Genomic DNA, 11935 nt, shown 5'->3' on the forward strand with positions numbered 1-11935 from the left:
GGACCGGCCTCCAGGGCCGCCAGCGCCGCCCACTGGCTCACCAGGGGCGGGCAGATCAGCACCGTGTCCTGGACCTTGGCCAGGGCCCCCCTCAGCTGGCGAGGCACTGCCGCGTAGCCCACCCGCCAGCCGGCCATGCCGTAGGCCTTGGAGAGGGAGAACAGGGACACCGTGTGACCCCCGCTGCCCGGCAGCCGGCCGGGACCTTGATGGGGCACCGCCCCATGGATGAAATCGGCATAGGCCTCGTCGCTCACGTGCAGCAGCCCGTGGCGGTGGCAGAGGGCGTTGATGGCCGCCAGCACCTCCGGCGGCGTCACCAGGCCGCTGGGATTGCTGGGGGAGATCGTCACGATGGCGCGGGTGCGGGGGGTGATCGCCGCCGCCAGCCGCTCGGGATCGGGCACCAGCCCCGCCGCCACCGGCACGGGCACGCCGCCGGCCAGGCGGATCGCCATGGCGTGGTTGAAGTAGAAGGGCAGCGGCAGCAGCACCTCGTCGCCCGGGTCGCAGAGCACCTGGGCGATGGCGCTGAAGGCCATGTTGCTGCCCGCGGTCACCAGCAGGTCACTGCCCTCCAGATCCAGCCCCCGCACCTCGCTGAGTTCCCGCCGGACCGCCTCCAGCAGGGCCTCCTCACCCTGCACCGGCCCGTAGCGGTCAAGCCGCCGGTCGGCAGCCGCCAGCGACCGGCCCACGGCCTGGCGCACCGCCTCCGGCGGCGCCCAGCTGACCATGCCCTGGGCCAGGGTGAGGGCGTCCGGACGCTGGCGCATCAGGGCCCCCACCTGGGCGATCACCGGATCGGGCACTGCGGCCATCCGCCCCGCGGCTTCGGGAGCTGGCCTTTCCATCTCAGGCCACCCCATCTCAGGCCACCGCCGGGAGCAGCAGCTCCATCACCGCCCCGCCCCCGGGATGGTTGGACGCCTGGATGCGGCCGCCGTGGGTGACGGCGATCTGCTGGACGATCGCCAGACCCAGGCCGCTGCCGCCCCGGTCGCTGCGCACCCGGGAGGGATCACCCCGGTAGAAACGCTCGAACATGTGCTCGAGATCGTCCTCGCTGAGGCCGGGGCCCTCGTCGCGCACGCTCAGCAGGCACCAGCCCGCCGTCGCTTCGATCTCCACCCACACGGTGCCCTCCTCCGGGCTGTAGCGCAGGGCATTGTCCAGCAGGTTGAGCACGGCCCGGTGCAGCCGCGAGCCATCCCCCAGCACCGCCAGGTCCCCCTGGGCGGTGAGCTCCAGGCGGATGGAACGCCGCTCGGCCAGGGGCCGCAGGCCGAGCCACACCTGCTGCACCAGCTGGGGCAGGTCGACGCGGCCGCGCCGGCGCACCACCTCGGGCAGGGTGTTCTCCAGCCGGGAGAGCTCCATCAGGTCGCCCACGAGTCGCTGCAGCCGCAGCAGTTCCCGCTGCAGCCGTTCCACCAGCACGGCATTGGCGTCGTTGACGTGGGCGGCCAGGCTGTCACCCACCAGCAGCAGGGCCGTGAGGGGCGTCTTGAGCTCGTGGGCCACGTCGCTCACCCAGCGCTCCTGCTGTTCCAGCTGGGCTTCGAGCGAACGACGACTCTGGAGCAGGAGGGCCGCCCAGCCGTCATCTCCGGGCAGGACGAACACGGCCAGCTGCTGGTCGCCGAGCTCCCAGTCGAGCCGCTGGGGACGCTCCCGCCGGCGGGCATTGCGGATGACCTCCAGCAGCTCGGGCGACCGGCAGACCCGCTCGAGGGGTTCCTGGCGCCGCAGCCCCGCTCCGGGGGCCTCCAGCAGCCGTTCGGCCCGCTGGTTGATCAGCTGGATGCGGTCGCCGCTGTCGAGAATCAACCAGCCATCGGGGGCGTCCCCGATCCAGCGCAGCAGCTGGCGGAGCGACAGCCCGGAACGGGATCGGCCGGGCCGGCCGCTGCGGCGCGCCAGCAGCCACCCGAGGGCCAGCCCCAGCAGCCCCGCCAGCAGAACCCCCATTCAGCCGAAGCGGTAGCCGAAGCCCCGGACGGTGATCAGGTGCTCTGGGGCCGAGGGATTGGCCTCCAGCTTCTCCCGCAGCCAGCGGATGTGGACGTCGACGGTCTTGCTGTCGCCGAAGTAGTCGTAGCCCCAGACCCGCTCGAGCAGCTTGTCGCGGCTCCAGACGCGGCGGGGATGCTGCATGAACAGCTCCAGCAGCCGGTACTCCTTCGGCGAGAGGTTGACCTCGAGACCGTCGCGGGTGACGCGGCATTCCTCGGGGAACAGGCTGAGGTTGGCGTGCTGGAGCACCTTGGCGGCCACATCCACCGAGCGGCTGCGGCGCAGCAGGGCGCGGCAGCGGGCCACCAGCTCGCGCAGGCCGAAGGGTTTGATCAGATAGTCGTCGGCGCCGACCTCCAGCCCCAGCACCCGGTCGGTCTCGCTGTCGCGGGCACTGACGACCAGGATGGGCGTCTGGTTGCCGGCGGAGCGCAGCTGGCGGCAGAGATCGAGCCCCCCCAGCCCGGGCAGCATCAGATCGAGCACCACGAGGGAGAATTCCTCACCCGGGGGGCATTCCTGCAGGGTGCGCAGGGCCTCCTTGCCGTTGCCGCAGGCCGTGACCGAGAACCCCTCCAGGACGAGGACGTCGCGGATGGTTTCGCGGATCGTCTCGTCGTCCTCGACGACCAGGAGCGGAGGATGCATGCCGGCATTATCACTGTCGGCGGCGGGGAGATCCCAGAACTGTCTCAACGCCGTGGCAGATAGCTGACCACCAGACGCCGCTGGCTGTCGAGCTGCAACCAGCCCTCGTCGCGGAGGGCGCCGATCACCCGGGTGACAGTGACACGGGTGGTGGCGAGGGCGCTGGCCACCTCCTGATGGGTCAGGCGCAGGTTGAGGCGAAGGCCCGATTCGCAGGGCTGGCCATACTCGCTGGCCAGGAGTTCGAGGAAGCCGCGCACCCGTTCATCGACCCGCTTGAGCCCCATCAGGGCCAGCAGGGCCTGGCTCTGCTGGATGCGCTGGCCGAGGGCCTCCAGCATGGCCACGGCCAGGGTGCCGTCCTGACGGATCTCGCTGCAGCTGAGGCAGAGCAGGTCGGTGTCCGCCAGGGTGGTGGCGGCGTAGGCCTCGACACCGTTGAGGGGATCGCCGAAGGGCTCGTTGGGGCCGGCCAGGCCCAGCAGCATCTCGTCACCGTGGATGGTGATGGCACTCAGTTTCACCATCCCACGAACCACGAGCCAGACGTTGTTCTTCAACAGGGGCACATGGCTGCCGGCACTGACATGAACCAGACTGCGTTTCTGGTAGTTGGCTTCAAGAAGCTCGCGGAATCCATCCTTGCTGCCGGATTCACGGGAGGGCGTGAATACCATCGGGGAAAGCGCGTCGGATGCAGCGAACTGTATGCAGCGACACCCGGCAGACGGGCAAAGGGCTGGTAGTGCTTTGGTTAAGAGCTTGGTAAGGCGGACGGGGTCAGCAGGCCCTGTTTCGGCAGACCCTCGCAGCGTCGTTCCAGCAGGGCCATCGAGAGGCTGCGGCGTCGCTCGGGGAGGATCAGCCCATCGGCCCGTTGCCGCCACTGCTCCCAGCAGGCCTGGGCCCTGCGCCGCAGCAGGGCCTCCAGCACGGGCACGCTGTGCGCCAGCCCCGATGGCAGCTGGTCGTCGATCGCCTTCTCCAGGACGTGGAGGTCGTTGAGCTCGCCGAGCAGCTCCTGCAGGTCCCGCAGCTCGGCCATCCACTGGCGGCAGCGGGAGCCGGTGACGGCACCGAGGTTCTCCAGGCCGTAGCGCGCCGTCTTGAGTCGCTTGCGCAGGTCGTGGACGAGCTCCATGTCGCCCTGCCGGTCGGCGATGAACCAGCCGGGGTGCTGGAACAGGCCGGCCACCATCGGAGCCTGCCACTCCTGGGTCCAGGAGCGCAGGGGCAGGGCCCCCAGCGGGGTGAGATCGGGCTCCCGCAGCCAGCCCTGCAGTTGGGAGAGCAGCTTCAGATAGCCGCCACTGTGCAGGGCTGTGACCAGCTGCTCGTAGGCCATGGCCCGCTCACGCCGCAACTGCTTCAGCACCGGCCGCAGGGCCTTGCGCTCCACCTCCGGCAGCTCAGCCATGAGGTCCTGCTCCAGCCGCTGGCGCAGGACGTCCAGATCCCGGGCCATGCCGAGCCGCCGCACCGTCTTGGCCAGCCGGGGATCGGCGACGGCCCGGGGCAGCCGCAACGCCGGGCCGAACTGCTGCAGACAGCTGCGCAGACGACGCAGGGACACCCGCATCTGATGCAGGGGCTCGGGGTCCCGGTCGGCCAGAACGGGGCTCTGAAGGGCCACCAGCTTGTGGGTGTAGCGGCCGATCAGATCAACGGCAAAGGCTCCGTTGCTGAAGGGTTGGTCGTCGTGCGGGCTGGCCATGGGAGGGGCCGAGGGCCTCAACGGGGAGATTTCGAACGGATCTGCTCGAAGCTGCGCCGGATCGCCTCATTGATCGAGAGCCCGATGGGCAGATCCCCCCCGAAAGAGGTGCCGATCAGATGGCGATAGAGCTTGGACTCAGCCACACGATAGGTATCCGGAGGCAGGGGGATCACGCCGGCCTTCTCACTGAAACGCAAACCCCGCTGCACCGTGAAGGTGATGAAACGGCGAACCTCGGGCCGGTCCCTTAGATCCTTGTCGTTGATGTAGACGAACAGGGGACGGGACAGAGGGACGTAGCGCTCCTGCTGCACGTTGGGGATGGTCGGCGGCCAGGTTCCCCGGGGTCCCGTGATGGCAAGGGCCTTGAGCTTGGCGGCCTGGGCCCGATAGTACGAAAAGCCGAAATAACCCAGGGCCAGCGGATTTTTCTCAACACAACGTACCAAAACGTTATCGTCCTCACTGGCCGTGTAGTCGGTTCGGGAGTTGGTGGAGGCGCCGTTGATCGCCTTGTTGAAGTAGTCGAAGGTGCCGGAGTCGGCCCCTGGCCCGCAGAGGCTGATGGGTCGATCCGGCCAGGCCGCATTCACCTGCTTCCAGCGCTTGATCCGTCCCTGGGCCTTGCGGTTCCACAGGGTGGACAGCTCCGCTGTGCTGATGCGGCTGGCCCAGCGGTTGCTGGGGTGGACCACCACCGAGATGGCATCGAAGGCCATCGGCAGTTCGATGAAGGTGACACCCCTGGCAGCGCAGGCCTTGAGTTCCTTGCTGTTGATCGGACGGGAGGAGTTGCTGATCGGAATCTCGCCGCGGCAGAAGCTGCGCATCCCCGCCGAGCTGCCCGTTTCCTTCAGGGCGATGCTGACCGAGCCAGCCCCCGGACGGCCCTGGAAGGCCCGGGCCGCCTCTTCCATGAGGGGGAAGACGGTGCTCGATCCCTCGATGCGGATGACAGGAGCAACGCCCGTCTGGGCCTGGGCCGGGACCGCTGAGAGATGGGGCGCCATCCAGGAACCGAGGAGGGCGGCGAGTCCGCTGCCGACCATCAAGCCCCTCGACCGGACTGTCGAAGGCAGCTTCAGGACCATGGTTGAAGACCGGCGAAGGGAGGGGTCTGCGCCGATCCTGCACCACAAGGCCGAGGGGTTGGGTTAAGGAGAGATTGTGGCTATCGCGCGCGGCTCAACGGCCGGTCGGTGTCGGGTCGACGCCGGTTCAGCCCTGGCCTGTCCAGTCCTGGAACCAGCCGCGCCGCCACAGCCACCAGGCCTGCAGCGTGGCGATCAGCAGCATCAGCAGCATGACAAGCGCGTAACCATGGCGCCATTTCAGCTCGGGCATGTACTCGAAGTTCATGCCGTACACACCGACGATGAACGTCAGCGGGGCGAAGATGCTGGTGAGGATCGTCAGGGTCTTCATCACCTGATTCATCCGGTTGCCCACACTGGCCGCATAGGACTGGGTGATGGCATCGCACTGGCCCCGCAACGATCCGCAGGCCTCGAACAACTGGTCGACGAGCTCGGCCATGTCCCGAAACCCTTCAAGGGCTTCGGTACCCAGCAACCGTTGGCGCTGGCGGAGCAGGAGACGGATCTGATGCCGGAGGGGCCAGATCAAGGTGCGAATGATCCGCAGGTTGCTCCTGAATTCATAGGAGCGCCGCAGGATCAACGGCCTAGGATTGCGCAGGGAGGATTCCTCGAGGGCATCGAGCCGCTGGGACATCGCCTCCAGCATGGGGAACAGATCATCGAGGAGGTCGTCGATGACGAAATGCAGAATGTCATCCAGGTCCCTGTCGGCCAGCGACCCTGACTTGGACAGCAGCCATTCGGTCAGTTCCGGGAAAGGCTCGCCACCGCAGCCCTCCTCCAGGGTGATCAGCAGGCCTGGCAGCAGCACCAGGCCCACCTGCTCGCTGACGAGGTGGGCCGGGTCCTTGGCGAAGCTGAGCCGGTGCAACACCACCAGCACCACATCCTCCAGGCCGTTCACCTGGGGCCGCTGGGGCACCTCCAGCAACGGGGCCAGCAGCACCGCCGGCACCTCCAGGCGATCCAGGAGCTGCTGGATGTGGCGGCGATCGCCCAACCCCTGCAGGCGCAGCCATAACGGCGTTCCAGCCTTGCGCAGGCTGGCCAGCTGGGCGATGGCGGGGCTGGGAACCCGCACGGGTCCGGAATCGAGAAACAGCACCGCATCGGTGCGGGTGGGCCCGAGTCCGCCGTGGACGTAGAGATGGGTGGGAAGGCCTGCCGGACGCTGTTCCAGGCGCTGGGAGTTCAGCGCCCCTGGGGTGAGTCGCACCACGGGCGTCCAGGTTGTTGCCACGATTCAACCGCAACGGGCCCCTGCGCGCATGGGTGGCTGGATGGGTTCGTGGTCGGGGCGGCCTCTTTACGGTGCCTTAATCCACGTTGGTTAAGCTACAAGACTGTGGTAACGCTGCATTGATGAATCCAGCCTCCCCGGGTGCCTCCAATCCCGACATCGATCGGCCTGAGAGAAGCGTTGTTTCCCCGATGGAGGCCCATGGCAGCTACCGCGGCGACGACTGGAGCCCGGAACGGCTGATGTTTCACCAGAACCTGGAGACCTTCGCCGACCAGGTGGGCCTGATCGTGGGGCTCCAGGCCAACGGCAAGATGAGCCAGGACGAAGCCTACGCGAGCATCAAGAAGATCTGGAAGAACCTCAAGTTCACCCGCGCTTCCCTCTTCAACGCCCCCGAGGGGTGACGCTCTCCTTTGTCCGGTTCTTGACGGCCATCATGGCCATGGCTCGTCGGGTTCACTGTTGCATCGAAACGCCAGGCCGGTGAGCAGGGGATGGTTGCGGTCGCTACCTGTCGCGATCGCCTCCAGCACCTTCACCGCGTCGGCCCAGACGCAGGGCACATGGGCCGCCGCGCAGATCCGCAGAATCTCCTCCTGAATCGGAGCCAGGGCCTCCCAGCCACACTCGATCGCCAGATCGCGCCGGGCGATCATCACCCCCACCGGCGCGCCGTGGGCCATGGCGGCCAGCAGCAGCCGCGGCAGGTTGAGGAAGGCCTGGCGGGTTTCGATCTTGAGCACCAGCGCCAGATCCCCCCCGCCCCGCTCGTCCAGGCAGCGGCGCAGGCTCCGGATGTCGGACTCCCTGCGCACGAAGGAGCTGCTGACCATGTCGGCATGCCGGGTCACGAACGCCAGGTCCTCAATGTCCTTCGCGGTGAGCGCCGGCGTGCGCAGGTCGCTGTCGGGGAAGTGGATCCCCTGGTCGGAGCGGAGGCGTCGGCCCCTGACCGGGGCCGACGTGATCGTGAGCAGCACCTCCTGGGATGACACCTCCCGGATCTCCCCGCCGATGCGGCCATCGTCGAAGAGCACCCGATCGCCCGGACGCAGATCCGCGAACACCTCCGGCAGGGTGCAGGGGAGCGTGCCGGCGCCCCGATCCGGTTCCGGCGTCAGCCGGATGGCATCGCCGGGGCGCAGCAGCCGTTCGCCGCTCACCGGCACCAGCGGGCCCACCACCAGGCGGGCCCTGCCGCGCCGTTGGCGGAACACCAGGCCGCTCACGAAGCGGCAGGTCCTGCCGGCCCGCAGCAGCACCCCCTCGGGGACGCGCCGCACCACGGTGAGAATCCGCCGGCGGCCGGCGGCATCCCGTCCCCGCAGCCGCACACCGGCCTTGAACCATTTCGCCTTCGACAGCCGCACCGGCACCCGCAGCAGCTCGGGATCGGCCGGCGCAGGCCCCGCACCCGGTGGCACGGCCAGGAACCGCACCGGCCGGGTGGGGCGTCCCAGCCGGTCGCGGGGCGGACGCACACGGAGCACCGCCGGCTGGGGATCCAGCTGTCCGGTGCGCAACTTCGGACCCGCCAGGTCCATGGCGATCGCACAGGGGCGGCCGGTGACCATCCGGGCCCGGGCGACCACCTCCACCAGCCGTTTCCAGACCACCGCATCGTCATGGGCACAGTTGATGCGGGCCATGGTCATCCCCGCCTGGAGGAGCTCGGCAATCAGGTCGGGTTGCTCGGCCGCCTCCGACGGCAAGGTGACCATGATTCCGGGGACCCCCCCGGGGGTCAGGGCTCCGAACAGCCGGTCACACGGCTTCCCCAGCCCATCAGGCCCTGCCTCCACCGTGGCCGCCAGGCCCTCCAGGGCTTCCAGGGCGGTGATCACCGCCTCCAGGCTGGCGAGCAGATGGCCGTCGCCATCGGTGAGGGGGCAGAGACCCCGTTGTCGCAGCGCCCTTGGCAGGTCCGGATGGGCGTGGCGGTGGAAGGCGATGCCATGCAGCAGGTTGCGGGCACTGGGCCGGTAATCCGGATGGATCGACGCCAGGCAGGCCGCCTCCTCCAGCTCGGTGCGCTCCAGGGCGGCCCTGAGGGACTGGAGGGTGTCGAGCAGCCAGCGGTCCGGGGTGGGCGCCCGAGCGTTCATGGCCGCAGCTCCTCGCTGGCGCTGGCCCCAGCCTCGACGACGGGTTCCACCGTGCAGTGGACACCCTGGCGGCGCAACTCCTCCGCCAGCGGGTCGGCCAGCTCCCGGTCGAGGGCCGGGGTGAGGTGCTCGGCTCCATCCAGCAGGGGGGCCATCGCCCCGGGGGCGCCCCCCAGATGCCGGGCCAGGGACTGAAGCGCTGTGAACCGACCTTCCGACCGGGGGGAGCCCTGCAGACGCAGGCGCCAACGGGGCGGATCCGGGCAGCCCAGCTCGATCCGCCGCAACTGGCGCAGAGTGGCGAGCACCACCAGCTGGTCGCCTGCCGCCAGCACCAGATCAAGGGTGGGGAGCACCAGGGGGGAGCTTCTTCCGGGCCGCAGCAGATGGATGGTGGTGACGCCGTAGCCCCGTTCGACCCGGCAGAGGCTCCGCCCCACCAGGCCATCGCCCGGCTGGATCCGGTAGCGCACCAGCAGATGGTTGGCCCCATCGATGCGGCAGATCTCCTCGACCCTCTCGCCGAAGGCCGTGGCCACCACCGCATCGGCCACCAGGTCCATGCTGGAGATCACCGCCACCCCGCCGAGCAGGTCGCCGAGCCGCTCGGCCGCCTCGACCGCATGGGAAAGGATCGCGTAGCGGGCGTCGGGCCAGGCCTTCTGCAGCTGGAAGGTCTCCTGCAGGTTGGCCAGCAGATCCACCGAGAGCAGGCCGATCCCCTCCAGCCGGCAGGGCTGCAGCACGGCGAGGGCCGCCTCCCAGCGCGGCACGACCACCATCCCCGGCCGCTGCAGCGCCGGCCCGGGTCGCGGATCGATCCGCAGCACCTGCAGGCCATCCCTGACCAGATTGGCGGCCACCCGCTCGGCCAGCTCCTCCCCCTCCGCCAGAAGGATCCAACGGCTGCCCCGCCGGAAGCGTCCGGGACGGCCCAGGCCGAACCGCTCCCGCAGCAGCCGCTCCAGGATCACCGCCACCAGGGCGGACGTCAGCAGCGTCCCGATCAGCGAATAGAGGAGGGTGACGCCGATCAGCCAGGGGGACGCCGCCGCAATGCCATCCTCCGAAGGCAGCATGACGTTCACCGGGTCGACATACTCACCCTTCAGCAGGGACAGGGTGACGAACATTCCCTGGCGCCAGCCGCCCCCACTGGAGAACAGCGTCAGGCCAAGGACCAGCAACGCCAGGATCACCAGCAGCCCGCCCTGTTGCAGCGGGCTGCACTGCCGCCACCGCCGCAGCGGTGCCCCCAGGCTGCGGTGCGCGGCCAGCCAGCGGCCCTGGACCCGGGCGGCGGGAATGGCCTCGGCGGCGCGGTGGTGATGGGACCCCATCGGGACCACCTGCAGGGGCCGGGCCGGGTTCTCGCCGTCCTGCCGCAGCGGGCGCTGCTGCCGCCGGGCAGGGTCGCTTCCCTCCACCACCAGATAGGACTCGCCATCCACCCGGAAGCAGGCCTCCTGGTCGCCGGGCCGCAGGGCTTCGGTGATGGCCCCGGCCGTGAGCAGCAGGGGGTCGACCACGGCCACCCCGGGCAGGCGCTCCTCCAGCAGGGCCCCGAGGCTGGCCAGCTGGCCGGAGGAGCGCACCACCAGGTCCGCCGTGGGGTTGAGCAGCCTCACCTGCAGGGCCGCCTCCACGTTCACCGTGCTCTCGGTGCTCAACAGCAGCACAGCACGGGCTGACTCAACCCCGGCCTGGGCGAGCACGTGGGGCAGCCGCATGTCGCCGAGCACCAGGCTGGACCCGAAGCGTTCCTCCAGGCGGGGATCACGCCAGTCCGGCCGCTCACGGTCCAGACAGCGCAACGGCACGTCGAAGGGAAGCAGACGCAGCAGGCAGGCCTGGCCGAGGGATCCGAGGCCGCAGATCAGCACCGACCCCTCCCGCTGGCTGGACGCCCCGGGAGCGGACAGCGGCGTGGGGGCCACCCCGGACTGGGCTGCAGGGTCAGGAATGGGGAGCTGGGCGGGCCCGTCCATCTTCCCAAGCCGGCAGGGTTCCGGCGTTCCCCGGGTCTTAACCCTCCCTGGTGATGGTCAAGGGGTGCCCGTGACCATCCAGCATGACAAGCACCCTGGCCACCGTGATGGGTCTCCCCGAAGCCGGCGCCTACAGCGATCCCCAGCGCAACGGACTGACGGCGCAGGATCTGCTCGACGGTCTGATCGAGCACCTGCTCTACTCCCTGGGGCGGCGTGTGCAGAAAGCCGACCGCCACGACCTCTACATCGCGCTCAGCTACGCCGTGCGTGATCGGCTGATGACCCGCTACCTGGCGGGCCTTGAAGCCATCGAGGCCCACCCCCGGCGGATCGTCGCCTACCTGTCGGCCGAGTTCCTGATCGGCCCCCAGCTCGGCAACAACCTGCTGATGCTCGGCATCCAGCAGGAGGCCGCCGAGGCCCTGCGCCAGTTCGGCATCAACGACATCGAGGAGATCCTCGACGTGGAAGAGGAACCGGGCCTCGGCAATGGCGGCCTCGGTCGGCTGGCCGCCTGCTTCCTTGAATCCCTCGCCACCCTCGAGATCCCCGCCAGCGGCTACGGCATCCGCTACGAGTTCGGCATCTTCGACCAGCTCATCCGCGACGGCCACCAGGTGGAAATCACCGACAAGTGGCTCAAGGGGGGCTGGCCCTGGGACATCGTCCAACCCGAGAAATCCTGTCTGGTCGGCTTCGGTGGCCGCACCGAGAGCCACCGCGACCAGCACGGCGCCTACCGGGTGCGCTGGATTCCCGCCGAGCACGCCATCGGCGTTCCCCACGACGTGCCGGTGCTGGGCTATCGGGTCAACACCTGCAACCGGCTGCGCCTCTGGCGCGCCGATGCCACCGAATCCTTTGACTTCCAGACCTTCAACAGCGGCGATTTCTACGGCGCCGTGGAAAAGAAGGTGGGCTCGGAAACCCTCTCGAAAGTGCTCTATCCCAACGACGGCACCGATGCGGGACGGCGCCTGCGGCTGATGCAGCAGCACTTCTTCGTCAGCTGCTCGCTGCAGGACATGATCCGCAGCCTTGATGCCCGCGGCATTCCCGTCCAGGAGTTCCCCGACCACTGGGCCATCCAGCTCAACGACACCCACCCCTCCATC

At 69.2% G+C, this 11935-nt stretch carries 11 protein-coding genes; 2 read left to right on the forward strand and 9 right to left on the reverse strand.

The window, feature by feature from the left end; genetic code table 11:
- From VB737_RS11680 to corA, 7 genes are all read right to left on the reverse strand, one after another.
- On the reverse strand, positions 1-821 hold an 821-nt coding region (locus VB737_RS11680; RefSeq protein ID WP_500313145.1), incomplete at its 3' end, for an aminotransferase class I/II-fold pyridoxal phosphate-dependent enzyme.
- A 49-nt stretch (positions 822-870) separates the two neighbouring features.
- Positions 871-1971: a sensor histidine kinase gene (locus VB737_RS11685; RefSeq protein WP_500313147.1), complete on the reverse strand. Its 1101-nt coding sequence runs from the start codon at positions 1969-1971 to the stop codon at positions 871-873.
- Positions 1972-2664: a response regulator transcription factor gene (locus VB737_RS11690; protein WP_500313149.1), complete on the reverse strand. Its 693-nt coding sequence runs from the start codon at positions 2662-2664 to the stop codon at positions 1972-1974. It abuts the gene before it with no gap.
- A 44-nt stretch (positions 2665-2708) separates the two neighbouring features.
- A complete protein-coding gene (gene ptrA, locus VB737_RS11695) occupies positions 2709-3341 on the reverse strand; it encodes a Crp/Fnr family transcriptional regulator PtrA (RefSeq protein ID WP_106222811.1) in 633 nt (210 codons plus the stop codon).
- A 77-nt stretch (positions 3342-3418) separates the two neighbouring features.
- Positions 3419-4378, reverse strand: coding sequence for a CHAD domain-containing protein (locus VB737_RS11700; RefSeq protein ID WP_500313151.1), 960 nt, complete (start codon positions 4376-4378; stop codon positions 3419-3421).
- A gap of 17 nt (positions 4379-4395) precedes the next feature.
- Positions 4396-5430 carry a PstS family phosphate ABC transporter substrate-binding protein gene (locus tag VB737_RS11705; RefSeq protein WP_500313152.1) on the reverse strand — a complete coding sequence of 345 codons (1035 nt, stop codon included), beginning with the start codon at positions 5428-5430 and terminating at the stop codon, positions 4396-4398.
- A 169-nt stretch (positions 5431-5599) separates the two neighbouring features.
- Complete coding sequence (gene corA, locus VB737_RS11710; RefSeq protein ID WP_500313153.1) at positions 5600-6697, reverse strand: magnesium/cobalt transporter CorA; 1098 nt, start codon at positions 6695-6697, stop codon at positions 5600-5602.
- A 146-nt stretch (positions 6698-6843) separates the two neighbouring features.
- Between corA and VB737_RS11715 the strand changes: the two genes are divergently transcribed.
- Positions 6844-7128, forward strand: coding sequence for a DUF7219 family protein (locus VB737_RS11715; protein WP_500313154.1), 285 nt, complete (start codon positions 6844-6846; stop codon positions 7126-7128).
- A gap of 30 nt (positions 7129-7158) precedes the next feature.
- Here VB737_RS11715 and VB737_RS11720 read toward each other — a convergent pair whose 3' ends face one another.
- The gene (locus VB737_RS11720; RefSeq protein ID WP_500313155.1) at positions 7159-8829 is read right to left on the reverse strand and encodes a pyruvate kinase; all 1671 of its coding nucleotides are present in this window, start codon (positions 8827-8829) and stop codon (positions 7159-7161) included.
- On the reverse strand, positions 8826-10766 hold the full coding sequence (locus tag VB737_RS11725) for an NAD-binding protein (RefSeq protein WP_500313157.1): 1941 nt from the start codon (positions 10764-10766) through the stop codon (positions 8826-8828). Before VB737_RS11725 ends, VB737_RS11720 begins: the two co-directional genes overlap by 4 nt.
- Before the next feature lie 134 nt (positions 10767-10900).
- Here VB737_RS11725 and VB737_RS11730 point away from each other — a divergent pair.
- Positions 10901-11935: glycogen/starch/alpha-glucan phosphorylase (locus VB737_RS11730; RefSeq protein ID WP_500313159.1), on the forward strand; the 1035-nt coding region annotated here is incomplete at its 3' end.

Source organism: Synechococcus sp. BA-120 BA3 (genome assembly GCF_034931285.1).
Taxonomy (GTDB): Bacteria; Cyanobacteriota; Cyanobacteriia; order PCC-6307; family Cyanobiaceae; genus Cyanobium.

Coding starts and splice junctions, on each gene's coding strand:
- VB737_RS11685 (WP_500313147.1), bottom strand. CDS start 1,971: ATGGGGGTTCTGCTGGCGGGGCTGCTGGGGCTGGCCCTCGGGTGGCTG.
- VB737_RS11690 (WP_500313149.1), bottom strand. CDS start 2,664: ATGCATCCTCCGCTCCTGGTCGTCGAGGACGACGAGACGATCCGCGAA.
- ptrA (WP_106222811.1), bottom strand. CDS start 3,341: ATGGTATTCACGCCCTCCCGTGAATCCGGCAGCAAGGATGGATTCCGC.
- VB737_RS11700 (WP_500313151.1), bottom strand. CDS start 4,378: ATGGCCAGCCCGCACGACGACCAACCCTTCAGCAACGGAGCCTTTGCC.
- VB737_RS11705 (WP_500313152.1), bottom strand. CDS start 5,430: ATGGTCGGCAGCGGACTCGCCGCCCTCCTCGGTTCCTGGATGGCGCCC.
- VB737_RS11715 (WP_500313154.1), top strand. CDS start 6,844: ATGAATCCAGCCTCCCCGGGTGCCTCCAATCCCGACATCGATCGGCCT.
- VB737_RS11720 (WP_500313155.1), bottom strand. CDS start 8,829: ATGAACGCTCGGGCGCCCACCCCGGACCGCTGGCTGCTCGACACCCTC.